The following is a 13,302-nucleotide window of genomic DNA, read 5'->3' on the forward strand; positions in this document are numbered from 1 at the left end:
CCTACTCCTCGTCAGGGTCAGGGTCAGGGTCAGGTTCTGGGTCGGGTGCCGGTCCGTCGTCGGTGGCGGGCACGTCGGTCGTGGTGCCGGAGCCGGAGCCGGCCTCCGAGCCCCCCGGCCCGGTCGTCGCGGCCGCGGCGTCCTTCACCGCCTTCGTCGTCGCCGCCGCCGCGTCGCCCTTGGCCTTGATCGCTCCGGGAAGGGCGCTCATCGCGGCCTTGGCGAGGCCGGACGCCTCGGAGATGGTCTTGTTCAGGCTCTCCGCCGTGCTCTCGGTCTGGACCTTCATCTGCCCGGCGAGGTCCGCCAGACCGGTGAGGTTCTCGGGCAGCTTGGAGTCCGGCATGGAGTCGACCAGCGCCTTCGCGAGGTCGGCGGTGGTCGGCGCCGTGGCACCCTGGCTGACGCTGATGATCGGGTTGGTCTGCAGGTTCGCGGGGGCCTGCGCACCTGCCTGGCCGACCAGTGCGTTCGGGCCGGACAGCAGCTGGGCGAGGGTCGAGGGGTCCGGGGCCGGCTCCGTGGGCGAGTCCTGCCAGTTCCAGAACCGGGTGAGGTCGATCTTCTCGCTCGAGCTGCAGGAGCCGAGCACCGCCTCACCGAGCACCCCGCGCGCGGGCAGGGTGATCGACGACTGCGCCGGGGCGAAGGACTGGCGATGGAACCGGAGCAAGGCGTCCTGGACGTCCCTGGCCGTGAAGCCGATGTCCTCGGCCAGGGGCGTGGGGACGAAGAAGGGCATCACGGCTGCGTTGCCGAAGTAGCCGAGCACCACGTTCGCCACGCAGTTGAGGAGCGGCACCTCGTCCGAGGGATCGGACACTCCACCGGTCGGCACGCCGATCGTGAACTGCTCGAGCATGATGGCCCGTTCCTCGGGTGTGAGCGACTGCCAGACGGCCTTGGAGTACTCCACCGTGTTCTCCACCACGTGCTGCAGCAGGGCCTCGATCCGCAGCACGTCGGCGTAGGCGAGCACGGGTGGCAGCCGCTTCGCTGCGATGGGCATGACCACCGGCATCCGTTCGGTCCCGCCGGGACCGAAGTACGCCTCGATCACGTCGACGGCACCGATCCTCGCGACGGGGTCCCTGAGGGTCGGACCACCGAGCTCCCGCTCGAGCTCGTCGCCCGTCAGCGTGACGTCGAGCCGGCGGACGTTGGTCAGCCAGGCCGTCGAGTCACCGAGCGTCACCGAGTCCGGCAGGCTCAGCCGGTAGGAGAACGGCCGCCAGGCGCGGCTGAGCTCGAGCCGGGCCAGGCTCGTCCGGGCGACGTGATGGGGCAGGACGACGCTGGCCCTGCGCATCTCCATCGTGTCCGCGCGCCGGGTCCGCAGCGCCTGGAGCAGACCGGCCGGCGTCTCCTGCCCCGGCGGTACCGCGGCGCTCGCACCGGTCAGCCTCACGGGACCCACGCGTGCGCCGGTCACGGACACGACCGTGACGTACACGTCCTCGAAGGGGAGGAACGAGCCTTCGAGCTCCACGTCGATCGTGTCCTGTGCGGGGCCTGTGGCCTCCTCGACATCCATCAGCGGGTGACCCGCGAAGGTCTGCAGGGCGGTCAGCCCGTGGCGCAGTCGTGCGTCCCTGCGGACCCGTGTCGCCAGGACGTCGTGGTGCGCGAGGAGCACCTGGTACCGGGCGAGCAGGCTCGCCCTGGTGTGCGTGCCGGTCCCGAGGGTGCGTGACTGCCCGGCCGGGAGGAACTGGACCAGCTCGAGCGGGACGAAGCAGACCAGCTGGACGTCGTCGACCTGGCTCGTCACGCTGAAGTGCCGCAGCACCTGCCAGTACTGCATGGTCAGGGCGTGGTTGCGGTTGTGATTCGTGATGACCTTCGTCACCACCTCACGGCGTTCGGAGGCGGAGGCCAGGCGGACGCTCGTCCGCGAGGCGCTGCGCCGCGCCGCCGACTGCCGTGCGAGGTTCGAGTGGAAGTCCTGCGCGGCGCTGGAGACGTAGTCCCGGCTGGCGCTCTGCCAGCTCGACGTCGATCCTGTCGTGGTCGAGCTGGCGTAGCCCCCGGCGACCCCGAGACCTCCGAGGATCCCGGCATAGCCAGCGCTCGCCCACCCGCCGACCCCGCCCCCGCCACCGACCGCCCAGGCGTCGCTCGACGTCTTCATCCGGCTCCCGCCGGACGCCGACTCGTCGAACGCGCTGCTGAAGACCGCCGTCGTGGAGCTGTCGGCCGTCTCGGTGTAGCGCTGCTGCTCCTGGGCCGTCATGGACTCCTGGTCGCGCACGCTGAGCGTCTCCCGCTCGTCGGAGAGGGCGATCCGTTGCTGCTCGCCCGGTGCCAGCGGCAGGGAGTACACCAGGTCGCCGAGCGACAGTCCGGCGGGGATCCACACCTGTCGCATCCCGACCACGTAGCCCAGGGCCAGGGTCGCCGCCTTGGGGACAGATCGCGGGTTGCGCTGAACGTCGTCGAGGAAGGCCGAGACGTCGATCGGGGCCTCGACGGGCCACCGTTCGGAGAGCTCCCACTCTCCGTCCTTGCCCAGCAGGTCAAGGAGCAGGCCGGTGTCGAGATAGGCAGACAGGTCAGCGCTCGATGTCGAGAGCGTGAACCTCCCCTCGCGGCCGGCGATCCGTGTCACCAGCCTGCGCGCGCTCAGGTGCGGCGCGACGAGCCGCACGAGCATCGAGTAGCGGTACCGGTCGATCACCCCGAGGTTGGACCGGAACGAGCGGGCGCACTCTCCCTCGCCCAGCGAGAAGGGTTCGGGTGGGGACGCGACGAGCTCGGGGTTCTCCAGCACGTCGTCGTCGGCCGTGAGCAGCACGTCGCCGAGCTGTGCCAGCACGCTGCGGGGGAGGGCGGAGACGTGGTGGTCGAGGGGGAGCGTGCCCAGCTTGCCGAGGCCCCCGATCAGGTCCTCGCGGCGCAACGTGAGCTCGATGGCCCGGTTGCTGCCGGACACCCGCAGGGTCAGGCCGTCGTCGGGGATCGGTCGCTGCGGGAGCGCCAGTCGGAAGGAACCGCGAGCGTCGGTCCGGGTCTCGGGGTTGGTCCACGCCGTCAGGGGCTTGATCTTCTGCGTCCCCACCGTCGTGGTCCCGGTCGGCTCGAGCGCACGCACCGACACATGGGCGGCGTCGGTCCCGTTCGGGTTCACGAGCTGGCCCCGCAGGCTCGCCGGGAGGTTCTCCGGAACGACCTTGACGTACCTCTCGAGGTCTCCTCGGACGTGGTCGAGCGTGCTGTAGATCTCGGTGACGGCCCGCATCCGGTCCTGGAGGATCTTGCCTGCGTGCTCGACGGGGATCGCGACGGAGATGTCGTCGCGTTCGAGGAGGTTCAACGTCGGCACGTGGCGGATGGCGCGGGTGTCCCACGGGGTACGCCCAGTCGCTGGCGGTGCGTCCACGGTGGGCCGCTCCTGCCCGGGTTCGAGCGCGATCGTGGGCTCCGGGGTCGACGGGCGTCTGGCGGACACCCGGACCTCGATGGGTGGTGGGGCGGCAGCCGATCGCTCGGAGCCGCGGGCGGTGCTGGGCTTCCGCTCAGGCATGGGTCACTCCATCGATAGCGTCGTCGGCCTTCGACGTAGCCTTCCTCCGCCGGCGTGCGGGGTCGATACGCGATTCGTCCCATTGACACGGATATGTCCGTCACGGTATGGAGAGGCGTACTGGGCTCCGGGGGGCTGCATGGCGATCGACTACCGGCGGTGGTGGGAGCTCGCCGTGGAGCTCCGCGCCGGCGTGGCCGCCGCTGATGCTGTGCGTGCCGCGGCGCTCGCCCTGGTGGTCGATCTCGATGCGTGGGCGATCGGCCTCGTGGGGTCGCGGCGCACAACGGTCGCCTACACGCTGGGAGTGCCGTGCCGCCCGTCGCTGGACGTCCGGTTCTGCCTGGAGCAGCCCGACGACGTCCCTCTGCTCGTCCGTCTGCGCCAGGCCGGTCCGGGTGGTCCGGTGTGCTGCGAGTCGTCTGCTGCGCCGACCGCCGCGTGGGCGCGGTGTGACGAGGACGGGGCCTCGGGCGCCGTGGCGCTGCCGTTGCCGCTCCCCGTACCGGTGCGGCCCGCCGATCACCCGTGCCGTACGTGGCTCGCGGTCGTTCGCGCCGAGCGGTTCTCGACCGAGGAGCTCGACCTCGTCGCTCAGGTGCACCGGCTGCTGGCGACGCACCTGGATGCTGATCCGCCCGCGCGCTCGACGGTGCGCTCTGCGAGCAGTGGCCACGTGCCGTCCCGGTCCGCGGTCGCCACGAGACGCTCGCCCGTCGGGTCGCGCCCGTCGCTGACCACGCGGGAGCTCTCGGTGCTCGCTCTGATGGCGGAGGGTCTGGTGGTGGTGGCGATCGGTCGGCGGCTCAAGGTCTCGCCGCGGACGGTGGCCAAGCACCAGGAGAACATCTACCGCAAGCTGGCGGCCGGCGACAGGGTCACCGCGGTTCTCCGTGCCCAGGCCGAGGGGCTGCTCGAGCGGGTGTCCTGACCGTGCAACGGCGCGAGAGATGGACCTAGGTCCCTGAGGACCGTGCCGGGCCGGACGTACGTTTCAAGCATGGCTGATTCAACGGCGGTTGAGATGACCCTCGGCGGAGCCGACGACGAGGTCGCGCTGCTGCAGGCCGTCGCAGACTCGGTGCGTTGGGCGGTTCTCGAGGCCCTCTCGGACCGTCAGCTCTGCGTGTGCGACCTCCAGGAGCGCGTGCCCGTGGCGGGGAACCTCCTGAGCTACCACCTCAAGGTGCTGCGCGAGACCGGACTGGTCGTGGCGACGCGGCGCGGACGATGGATCGACTACGCGCTGGCCGACGACGCGCTGGCACGGCTCGGGCAGGCCTTGCCCGGCAGTCGACGGGCGGTGCGGTCATGACCGCACCGACACGGTCCGAGGTGCAGCCGGTGCGCCGGCAGACCGCTCAGCTGATCGCCGTGCTGATCGGCGTGGCCGTCGCCTGGGCCGGCCTCTTCGCGCTGAACGAGGTCGCCTGGGACACGGTGCTCGGCGGCTGGATGGGGCTGGACCTGAGCAGCCGGGTCGTCGACGCCGTCCACTTCTTCCTCTACGACGTCTCGAAGATCCTGCTGCTGCTGGTCGGGATGATCTTCGCGATCGGGCTGCTGCGCACCACCCTGCGGCCCGAGCGGGTGCGGACCTTCCTCGAGGGCAAGCCGCTCTGGTTGGCCCTCGGCATGGCCGCTGTCCTGGGCGCGGTCACCCCGTTCTGCTCCTGCTCGTCGATCCCGCTCTTCATCGGCTTCGTCGCGGCCGGGGTGCCGCTAGGAGTGACCTTCGCCTTCCTGATCGCGTCCCCGCTGGTCAACGAGGTGGCCGTGGTGATGCTCGCCGACATGTTCGGCTGGCAGATCACCGTCGCCTACGTCGCCGCCGGGCTGGGCCTCGCCGTGGCAGCAGGATGGGTCTTCTCCAGGATGCGGCTCGAGCGGTGGGTCGAGGACTTCGTCTTCGCCGCGCCCGTGTCCAGGCTGGGCGCCGACGGGCACCGGCCGACACTCTCCGAACGGGTGGGTGCGGCACGCGAGGAGACCACGGACATCGTCGGCCGGGTGTGGAGGTGGGTGATCCTGGGTGTGGCGCTGGGAGCGGGCATCCACGGGTGGGTACCGACGGAGTTCTTCGCCACCTACGCCGGCCCCGACAACCCGCTTGCCGTGGTCGTCGCGACCGTGATCGGCGTCCCGCTCTACTCCAGCGCTGCCGGGGTGATCCCGATCGCCGAGGCGCTGTGGGCGAAGGGCATGGCGACCGGCACCGTCATGACCTTCATGATGGCCACCGTCGCCCTGTCGATCCCCGAGCTCGTGCTGCTCAGGCGGGTCCTCAAGGTCCCCTTGCTCGGCCTGTTCTTCGGCACCGTCGCCGCCGGGATCATGGCCGTCGGCTTCCTGTTCAACGCCGTCTTCTAGCCGTTCCGTCACGAGAGGTCACACCATGCTGATCAAGATCCTCGGCCCAGGGTGCCGCAACTGCGTCACGCTCGAGCGGGTCACTCGCGAGGCCGTCGCCGACCTCGGGATCGACGCCGAGCTCGAGAAGGTCACCGACTACGCAGCGATCGTCGGTTACGGGGTCATGAGCACCCCGGGACTGGTCGTCGACGGCGAGGTCGTGCTGTACGGCCGGGTGCCCACCGCCGCGCACGTCCGCGAGATCCTGGCCTCGCTCACGGGTTGAGACCCCCCGGTCACCCCGGTTCGTCGGCGGGTGGGGACTCCGTGGTCAGGATGAGCACCCGATCGGTGCGCACCACCGCAGCACCCGAGCGGGAGATCACGCTGGGAACTGCGAGGCCGAGCGGACCCGGCGGACCGTAGGCCACCGCGTCCGCACCGGTCAGCGTGTTGACGACGTGCACCGCGTCGTCCACCCGAAGGTAGGCGAGGACCCCACCCGCCCCGGCCAGGGTGGTGCCAGGTGTCGTCGGGCGGGACCAGAGCCGACCGTCTGCCCGATGACCGCTGAGCGCGTCGACGCCCAGGACCACCCAGATCCCCATGGCATCGTCGAGGCGGGCATCCCGGACACCAGTCGCGACGATCGAACCGGTCGAGACCTCGACCAGGATCCCGACACCCGGTACGGGATCGTCGGCGCGACCGAGGAGCGCGGTGCCCACCGGGGGCGATCCGGCGCGCAGAGCCGTCACGGTGGCATGGCCCGCGAGCTCGATCTCGGACCTCGCGACCGACCACAACGGCCCGGAGGCACCGACCGCGCGCAGCTCGTCGGCGGTCGCGGTGAGCACGCTGCCATCGTGCTCGCTGACGACCGTCTCGTCCGGACCATCTGTGGCGAGCACCTCTCCGCTCATGGCGTCGAGCGCCGTACGAGCGCCGTCCGGTCCGAAGACGAGGCCGGGGCCGGTGTGCGGTCCCGGGGCATCCACGGGTCCCCAGAGGTCGTCCCCGGTCTTCAGGTCGTAGGCGACAGCATCGAGCTGGTCCTGTGCCGTGCCCTCATGGGTCAGGACGACGATCGGTCGGTCCAGGGCCGTGCTGAGCACCGCCACCGAGGCCGAGGGGCGCTCCGCCTCCCACAGGATCACCCCCGTGGCATCCACCGCTGTGAACCGGACCGTCCCGGTCTCGCTGTTCGCTGCCGAGCGCCCGAGGAACACGCCGGCGGACTCCTGGGGCGCATCCTGCCAACCTGGGTCGACGGCGGTCGAGCCCTCGAAGGCGTAGGGCAGCGCGCGAGGATCGATCTCGACGTGATCGGCCAGAAGCCCCACGGGCACCGGACCGTGGGTCGCGGTCGAGGTGCCGGTCTGCGCAGCAGGCGGGTCCGGCTGCTGCGTCGGTGGTGCGCAGCCGCCGGCCAGGGCGACCGCCGTCGCCACGGGGAGCGCGATGAGCCCTCGGGTGCTGAGTGATGACCGTCCCGTCACGGGAGCACCTGGGTGGTCGGGCGCTCGAGGTCGTGGTCAGGGACAGGTCCGGCCGGCTCGCTCGCAACCGGCTCGTGCGAGGGGTGCGCGGGTCCCACGGACCTGCGGCGTAGGAGGAACCAGCCCGCGACCGCCAGGACGGTGGCTGCGGCCACCACCGCGACGTCGGGGACACGGGCTCCGAGCTGCGTCACCTGCTGCTGCAACCGGACCTGGGTCGAGGCGGAGATCAGCTCGGGCAGGGCGACCATGCCGTTGGTCAGGAGGAAGGTGATCCCGACGGCGATCAGCAGCAGGCCGGTGGCGGCGGACGTGGTGTGCACCCGCAACCGGCCGACCTGCACCTCGTGGCCGCGGAGCCGCGCACGGCCGCCCGTTCCGAGCCGTGTCCAGGACCAGGCGAGGACCACCAGCGGGACCACCATCCCGGCTGCGTAGACCGCGAGCATGGCGCCCCCGAGGAGGGCCGAGCGCTCCGCGGCCGCCAAGGTCAGGACTGCGCCGAGGATCGGACCGGCGCAGAATCCGGCAACACCGGAGACCGTGCCCAGGAGGAAGGTCCGCGGCAGCGTTCGCCGTCGGGACGCGGCGGCCTGTATGCGGTCCGAGCCCGGGAGCAGCCGACGCAGGTCGAAGCCGATCCCGAGCACCTGCAGCACGCCGAAGGCGACGATCAGCACACCTGCGCCGATGACGAGTGCACCCCGGTGTGCGGAGAGCGCCGCGCCCAGCAGCGCTGCTCCGAGTCCCAGCGGCACCAGGGTGACGGCCAGACCGAGGTAGAAGACGGCCCCGTGCACGAGCAACCGACCGCGCGCGCCGACGGTGCTCGCGAAGAACGCCGGCAGGAGCAGGGCACCGCATGGGCTGAGCAGGGCCAGCGTGCCGCCGAGGAACGCGGTCAGGAAGCCGATGTCGACCGTCACCCGGCCGCCCTGGCCAGTGCGTCCTCGACCGCGGCGATGAACACCTCGGTCGGCTGGGCACCGACGACGGCTTGCTCGTTGACCAGGAAGCTGGGGGTCGAGAACGCGCCGATCGCGGCCGCTTCGTCGGCGTTGGCCTTCACCGCCTCATCGACCTCGACCGACGCGAGGTCGGCCCTGAACACGTCGGGGTCGAGGTCGAGGGCCCCAGCGAGTGTCACCAGGGCCTCTTCGGTCAGGTCGGCGGCCGCCCGCTTCTCCCCGCCGGCGAAGAGCGCGTCGTGGAACTCCCAGAACGCGCCCTGCAAGCCGGCTGCGTATGCGGCGCGCGCGGCCCGCTCGGAGTCCGGCCCGAACACGGCGATGTCCCGCCACTCGATGCGGAGGTCGCCGGACTCGACGTACTCGAGCATCGTCGGTTGTGTCTGCTCGGCCCACACCGCGCAGAAGGGGCACTGGTAGTCGGAGTAGACGACCATCACGACGGGTGCGTCCACCGGACCGGCCGCGAGCGGGTCGGCGGGGTCACGGCGGGCGAGGTCGAGCGTCGCCTGGTCCTGGGGCGTGACCGCCTCGGCCGCAGGTCCGTCCTGGGCGGCTTCGCCCGGTCGCCGGTGGCGGCTCGGGGTGCCTGCGCGGGCAGGGGCGCGTCCGCGGCGGCGGTGCCGCCCTCGCGCTGCTGCGCGATCACGACCAGCGCGACCGCGAGGCCAGCGATGAGCGCCAGGACAAGCCACTGGGTGCGTGACGTGCGAACGGGCGGTCCCGAACCGGTCGTCTGGACGGGTGATGCGGGCATGGAGGGACCCTTTCTGCGGGGGAGTGGTGCCTTGCCAGCAGCAATGACCGGTACGACGGGCGGAGAAGCTGGTGGTCGGAGGGCGATGGGCAGGCGACGCGGACCGCCGGGGTGTCTACGATGCTGCTTCGTAGATCTCTATGCTGCATAGTAGGCACATGCCAACGACTCCCCCGACACGGACCGGTGAACCGGGTACGACCCCGCTCCAGGTCGACGGCCACTGGCTCCCGGCCGCGGAGCCGGCTCGCACCCTGCGTGCCGCAGTGCTCGGCCTGCGCAGCTGGACCGTCCGGCAGTACGTGGCCGCGGGCCTGTTCTCGGTGGCGTTCGCCCTCCTGATCGGGTACCCGACGGTCCTGATCCCCAACTCGGTCTTCAGCCGTGAGATCGCTGTGCTGGCGTGGAACTACCCGGTGTGGATCGTCACGTCGGTCCTGGCCGGGATGCTCGCGGCCAGCTACGTCCGACCCGAGGGCCGCGCAGCCGGCCGGTCCCGAGGCGACGGGGCGGACGAGTCCGCCGAGGTGGTCCCGGGCGACGACGGGGCGGCGCCGAGCAGGCTGGGCATGGCCGGCGGGGTCCTGACCTGGTTCGCGGTCGGGTGCCCGGTCTGCAACAAGCTGGCCCTCCTCGCGCTCGGCTACTCGGGTGCGATCACCTGGTTCGCTCCCGTCCAGCCCTACCTCGCGGCGGTGGGGCTCGGGGTGACCGCCGTCGCCCTGGTCGTCCGGCTCCGCGGCCAGGTGCTGTGCCGACTCGTGCCGAGGTCGTCCCGTGCCTGACCCCATGCTGCCGCTGCCCCGCCTCGGAGCTCTCGAACGACGGGTGATGGACGTGCTGTGGGACTGCCCCGACGACCTGTGCACCAGGCGCGTCCTCGAGCGGCTGACCACGACGCCCCTGGCCTACACGACCATCGCGACCGTGCTGACGAACCTGACCCGCAAGGGGTTGACCGAGCGGTTCAGCACCGAGCGCTCCTGGGCCTACCGTCCGCGTCTGGACCGCAACGAGTACGTCGCCGGCCTGATGGCCCAGGAGCTCGCGGTGAGCGACGATCGGGCCAGGGCCCTGCATCACCTGGTCCGCGGTCTGGGCCCTGACGACATGGCCGCCCTGCGCGAGGCCATCCGTCAGGCGCACGCCTCCGCCTGAGCCCCACGGCCGGGCCCGTGCACCGGGCGAGAGCGCGCCCGGCCCGCTCCCTAGTCGCCGAGCCCGGTGCCGACCTTCCGCGCGGCCGCGATCCAGTCGTGGTCGGCGGGGACGAGCTTGACCTTGCCGGCCACCTCCTCGAGCGGCACGGCCTCGGTGCCGTCCCCGCGAGCGGCGACCATGCACCCGAACTGACCGCGCGCGACCAGGTCTGCGGCGGCCGCGCCGAGCCGGGTGGCGAGCAGCCTGTCGGCCGCGCACGGAGTGCCGCCGCGTTGCACGTAGCCGAGGATCGTCACGCGCGACTCCAGGCCGGTCGCGGCCTCCAGCTGTCGTGCCAGACGGAAGGTGTGCTCCCGCTGGGCGTCCTCCACGTTGGCCAGGTGCGACTTCGCGGCGCGTACCGCCTCGGGTGTCTTGGCTGCCTTGGCGAGCAGCTTCGCCGCCTCGTAGTCGGCTGAGTCGTCGATGTCGCGTGCGCCCTCCGCGACCGCGATGACGCTGAACGAGCTGCCTCGGGCGGTCCGCGTCCGGATCGTCTCGGCGACCTTCTCGACGCTGTACGGGATCTCCGGGATCAGGATGACGTCGGCCCCGCCCGCGATCCCCGCCCCGAGGGCGAGCCAGCCGGCCCGGTGACCCATGATCTCGGTGAGGATGATGCGGTGGTGGCTGTGCGCAGTGCTGTGGACGCGGTCGATCGCCTCGGTCGCGATCTCCATGGCGGTGGCGAACCCGAAGCTCGTGTCGGTCATCGCGATGTCGTTGTCGATGGTCTTGGGGAGGGTGAGGACGTTGAGCCCCGCCTTGTGCAGCCGGAGGGCGTTCTTGGCCGTTCCGCCCCCGCCGAGGAGGATCAGGCCGTCCAGACCTTCCTCGGCGTAGTTCTCGACGACGGTCGGCACCATGTCGCGGACCTCGCCGTCGAGGTCGAACTTGTGGACCTTGTCACGGCTGGTCCCGAGGATGGTGCCGCCGATGGTGAGGATGCCAGACAGCGCGGCGCCGTCCAGCGGGGTGTGGCGGTTGTGCACCAGCCCGGTGATGCCGTCGCGGAAGCCGATCAGCTCCATGCCGTGGTGCCCGATGGCCGTCTTGCCGAAGCCACGGATGGCGGCGTTCAGTCCGGGGCTGTCGCCGCCGGCGGTCAGGATCCCGATCCTGCGCTGTGTCGATGCCATGACCGGCCTCTTTCCGTCGGGGGGAGGCGGTCAGTCTGGCGGGGCCAGGGGGGACGCACAAGCGCCGAGCTCCCGCTGGGGACGCGGGCATCGACCCGCGGGCATCCCGACGCACCGGCGGGGATCAGGGCCTGGCGCAGGTACCGGGGTCCCGTAGCCGCTGTGCGAAGCCGAAGCCCGCGACGAGCAGGGCGAGCACCGCCGAGGGCACCTCGCCCGGACCGCTGCTCAGGACGGCGGCGGAGGCCGGCACGGTCAGACCAGCGACGACCGCGCACGGCGTGCAGCCGATCGACAGGTGCCGCCATGACCCGACCGCGGGGAGATAGGTCGCCAGGACCGCCGCCCCCAGCACGGCGATCAGTGCCACGAGTGCGGTCCACACGGGGGCATCGAGGGGATCCGGACCGCCGCTGACGGCGGACATCCCGAGGAAGAGCGCGGGTGCGACGGCCAGGGCGGCGACGGCACGCCGGCCCGGGCGGTGCACGGTCAGCCGCTGCGGTCGGGTGGGCAGGGTCGGCGTCACAGGGTGTCACCGGCGGTGAGGGATGCGGCGAGCTCGTCGAGCGCATCGAGGGCACCCGCCAGGTACCTGGACCATGCGTGGCCGCGGTTCGAGGCGATGCCCTCCGTCGCACCCCACTGCTGCCGGATCTGCGCGACGACGGCGACCGGGCCGTCCTGCAGGGTGTCGGACCGGGCCCGGGTCTCCAGGGTCCGACGGACCTGGGCGAGCGCCGCGGAGACACCCTCGAGGTACTTGACGTGGTGTGCTCGGTCCGGGCGGACGGCGCACAGCGCGGTATCGGCCAGGGCGCGCGACATCTCCTCGAGGACCTCGTCCTGACGAGTCCGAAGCCGGGCGACGAGCTCGGCGTGCCCGTCGGGCGGTGCCTGGTGGTCCACGTGGTCTCGCACCGGTCAGGAGGCCGTCGACTCGGCCGCGACCTGACGACGGACCTCGTCCATGTCGAGGCCACGCGCCTGGGCGATGAGCTCTTCGAGCGCTCTGGCCGGCAGGGCGCCGGCGTCGGCGAAGAGCAGGATCCCGTCGCGGAAGATCATCAGCGTCGGGATCGAGGTGATGGACAACCGGGTGGCGATCCCCTGCTCAGCCTCGGTGTCGAGCTTGGCGAAGACGACGTCCGGGTGGAGCTCGGAGGTCCTCTCGAAGACCGGGGCGAACCGGCGGCACGGACCGCACCATGCCGCCCAGAAGTCCACCAGGACGATCCCCGAGGCCTCGGTGGTCAGGTCGAACGTCTCTGCGGTCAGGTTGACGGTGGCCATGCGAACTCCTCGATGCCGGAACTGGATACCCCAGGGGGTATAACTCTACCGGTGAGCCGGCCATTCCCGTGCACGATTCGGCACCGGATCGCGCCGCGGACGGTTGACCTTCACGGAGTCTTCAGACTTCCGCACGTAGAGCCTCCACGTGACGGCGGGACCGTGGGGTAGCCGGGTTGGACCCGGGAGCTTCGACAGAGGTGGTCACGATGAAGACCGTGAAGCGAGTTCTGCTGGTCGCGATGGTGACTGCGGCGATCGGGCTCCCGGTGGGTGCGGCACTCGCAGCGACGGACGACCCGCCGGCGCCGGGTACGGGATGGTCCTGGTCCGGTCCGCCGTCGTGGGCACCCCAGGAGTGCCTGGAGGTGTTCGACTCGCCCGAGATGGAGCAGTGGCGCGAGGAGCATCGGGCCGAGAGGCAGGAAGAGCGTGCCGAGCGGCGAGACCTGAGGCCCGAGCTCCGCGGGGAGCGCTTCGGTGACCGCGTCGGGACCGGCCACATGGGCGGACGCATGTGGGATCGTGCTGACAGCTGAGGCGGACCTCTGAGACGTCCGGCCGGCGGAGC

15 protein-coding genes are annotated in these 13,302 nt (G+C 71.5%); 7 read left to right on the forward strand and 8 right to left on the reverse strand.

Features of this window, described 5'->3' with window-relative positions; translation table 11 throughout:
• Window position 1: 1 nt before the first annotated feature.
• Window positions 2-3,523 (reverse strand): hypothetical protein, encoded by a 3,522-nt coding sequence (locus M1R94_RS14765; protein WP_249382478.1) that lies wholly within the window; start codon window positions 3,521-3,523, stop codon window positions 2-4.
• Between the two features lie 139 nt (window positions 3,524-3,662).
• On the opposite strand from M1R94_RS14765, the gene M1R94_RS14770 reads away from it, so the two are divergent.
• The 4 genes from M1R94_RS14770 to M1R94_RS14785 all read left to right on the forward strand — a co-directional run bounded on the left by M1R94_RS14770 (window position 3,663) and on the right by M1R94_RS14785 (window position 6,161).
• Window positions 3,663-4,454, forward strand: a complete 792-nt coding sequence (locus M1R94_RS14770) for a helix-turn-helix transcriptional regulator (protein WP_249382479.1) — start codon at window positions 3,663-3,665, stop codon at window positions 4,452-4,454.
• A 69-nt stretch (window positions 4,455-4,523) separates the two neighbouring features.
• Window positions 4,524-4,838 (forward strand): ArsR/SmtB family transcription factor, encoded by a 315-nt coding sequence (locus M1R94_RS14775; RefSeq protein ID WP_249382480.1) that lies wholly within the window; start codon window positions 4,524-4,526, stop codon window positions 4,836-4,838.
• Window positions 4,835-5,893 carry a permease gene (locus M1R94_RS14780; RefSeq protein WP_249382481.1) on the forward strand — a complete coding sequence of 353 codons (1,059 nt, stop codon included), beginning with the start codon at window positions 4,835-4,837 and terminating at the stop codon, window positions 5,891-5,893. The genes M1R94_RS14775 and M1R94_RS14780 overlap by 4 nt, the downstream gene beginning before the upstream one ends.
• Before the next feature lie 25 nt (window positions 5,894-5,918).
• Window positions 5,919-6,161, forward strand: coding sequence for a thioredoxin family protein (locus tag M1R94_RS14785; protein ID WP_249382482.1), 243 nt, complete (start codon window positions 5,919-5,921; stop codon window positions 6,159-6,161).
• Window positions 6,162-6,171: 10 nt separating this feature from the next.
• Here M1R94_RS14785 and M1R94_RS14790 read toward each other — a convergent pair whose 3' ends face one another.
• Genes M1R94_RS14790 through M1R94_RS14800 form a run of 3 tightly spaced genes read right to left on the reverse strand, consistent with a single transcriptional unit; the run spans window position 6,172 to window position 8,797 of the window.
• The gene (locus M1R94_RS14790) at window positions 6,172-7,374 is read right to left on the reverse strand and encodes a hypothetical protein (protein ID WP_249382483.1); all 1,203 of its coding nucleotides are present in this window, start codon (window positions 7,372-7,374) and stop codon (window positions 6,172-6,174) included.
• Window positions 7,371-8,300, reverse strand: a complete 930-nt coding sequence (locus tag M1R94_RS14795; RefSeq protein ID WP_249382484.1) for a cytochrome c biogenesis CcdA family protein — start codon at window positions 8,298-8,300, stop codon at window positions 7,371-7,373. Before M1R94_RS14795 ends, M1R94_RS14790 begins: the two co-directional genes overlap by 4 nt.
• Window positions 8,297-8,797: a DsbA family protein gene (locus tag M1R94_RS14800; RefSeq protein WP_249382485.1), complete on the reverse strand. Its 501-nt coding sequence runs from the start codon at window positions 8,795-8,797 to the stop codon at window positions 8,297-8,299. Before M1R94_RS14800 ends, M1R94_RS14795 begins: the two co-directional genes overlap by 4 nt.
• 460 nt (window positions 8,798-9,257) lie before the next feature.
• Here M1R94_RS14800 and M1R94_RS14805 point away from each other — a divergent pair, with 460 nt between their 5' ends.
• Both M1R94_RS14805 and M1R94_RS14810 read left to right on the forward strand, forming a co-directional pair.
• Entirely contained in the window at window positions 9,258-9,884 is a 627-nt protein-coding gene (locus M1R94_RS14805; RefSeq protein WP_249382486.1) for a hypothetical protein, read from the forward strand.
• Window positions 9,877-10,257, forward strand: coding sequence for a BlaI/MecI/CopY family transcriptional regulator (locus M1R94_RS14810; RefSeq protein WP_249382487.1), 381 nt, complete (start codon window positions 9,877-9,879; stop codon window positions 10,255-10,257). The genes M1R94_RS14805 and M1R94_RS14810 overlap by 8 nt, the downstream gene beginning before the upstream one ends.
• Window positions 10,258-10,307: 50 nt before the next feature.
• Here M1R94_RS14810 and M1R94_RS14815 read toward each other — a convergent pair whose 3' ends face one another.
• From M1R94_RS14815 to trxA, 4 genes are all read right to left on the reverse strand, one after another.
• Window positions 10,308-11,438, reverse strand: a complete 1,131-nt coding sequence (locus tag M1R94_RS14815) for a 6-phosphofructokinase (RefSeq protein ID WP_249382488.1) — start codon at window positions 11,436-11,438, stop codon at window positions 10,308-10,310.
• A gap of 124 nt (window positions 11,439-11,562) precedes the next feature.
• On the reverse strand, window positions 11,563-11,967 hold the full coding sequence (locus M1R94_RS14820) for a hypothetical protein (RefSeq protein WP_249382489.1): 405 nt from the start codon (window positions 11,965-11,967) through the stop codon (window positions 11,563-11,565).
• A complete protein-coding gene (locus M1R94_RS14825) occupies window positions 11,964-12,347 on the reverse strand; it encodes a hypothetical protein (RefSeq protein ID WP_249382490.1) in 384 nt (127 codons plus the stop codon). The genes M1R94_RS14820 and M1R94_RS14825 overlap by 4 nt, the downstream gene beginning before the upstream one ends.
• Window positions 12,348-12,362: 15 nt before the next feature.
• Window positions 12,363-12,731 (reverse strand): thioredoxin, encoded by a 369-nt coding sequence (gene trxA / locus M1R94_RS14830; RefSeq protein ID WP_249382491.1) that lies wholly within the window; start codon window positions 12,729-12,731, stop codon window positions 12,363-12,365.
• 209 nt (window positions 12,732-12,940) lie between these two features.
• On the opposite strand from trxA, the gene M1R94_RS14835 reads away from it, so the two are divergent.
• Window positions 12,941-13,270 (forward strand): hypothetical protein, encoded by a 330-nt coding sequence (locus M1R94_RS14835; RefSeq protein ID WP_249382492.1) that lies wholly within the window; start codon window positions 12,941-12,943, stop codon window positions 13,268-13,270.
• The last annotated feature ends 32 nt before the right edge of the window (window positions 13,271-13,302 follow it).

The organism is Actinotalea alkalitolerans (assembly GCF_023369855.1).
Lineage (GTDB): Bacteria > Actinomycetota > Actinomycetes > Actinomycetales > Cellulomonadaceae > Actinotalea.

What these genes read in the sequence shown, in the direction of transcription:
- M1R94_RS14765 (WP_249382478.1), bottom strand. Translation starts at nt 3,523, where the DNA reads ATGCCTGAGCGGAAGCCCAGCACCGCCCGCGGCTCCGAGCGATCGGCT.
- M1R94_RS14770 (WP_249382479.1), top strand. Translation starts at nt 3,663, where the DNA reads ATGGCGATCGACTACCGGCGGTGGTGGGAGCTCGCCGTGGAGCTCCGC.
- M1R94_RS14775 (WP_249382480.1), top strand. Translation starts at nt 4,524, where the DNA reads ATGGCTGATTCAACGGCGGTTGAGATGACCCTCGGCGGAGCCGACGAC.
- M1R94_RS14780 (WP_249382481.1), top strand. Translation starts at nt 4,835, where the DNA reads ATGACCGCACCGACACGGTCCGAGGTGCAGCCGGTGCGCCGGCAGACC.
- M1R94_RS14785 (WP_249382482.1), top strand. Translation starts at nt 5,919, where the DNA reads ATGCTGATCAAGATCCTCGGCCCAGGGTGCCGCAACTGCGTCACGCTC.
- M1R94_RS14805 (WP_249382486.1), top strand. Translation starts at nt 9,258, where the DNA reads ATGCCAACGACTCCCCCGACACGGACCGGTGAACCGGGTACGACCCCG.
- M1R94_RS14815 (WP_249382488.1), bottom strand. Translation starts at nt 11,438, where the DNA reads ATGGCATCGACACAGCGCAGGATCGGGATCCTGACCGCCGGCGGCGAC.
- trxA (WP_249382491.1), bottom strand. Translation starts at nt 12,731, where the DNA reads ATGGCCACCGTCAACCTGACCGCAGAGACGTTCGACCTGACCACCGAG.
- M1R94_RS14835 (WP_249382492.1), top strand. Translation starts at nt 12,941, where the DNA reads ATGAAGACCGTGAAGCGAGTTCTGCTGGTCGCGATGGTGACTGCGGCG.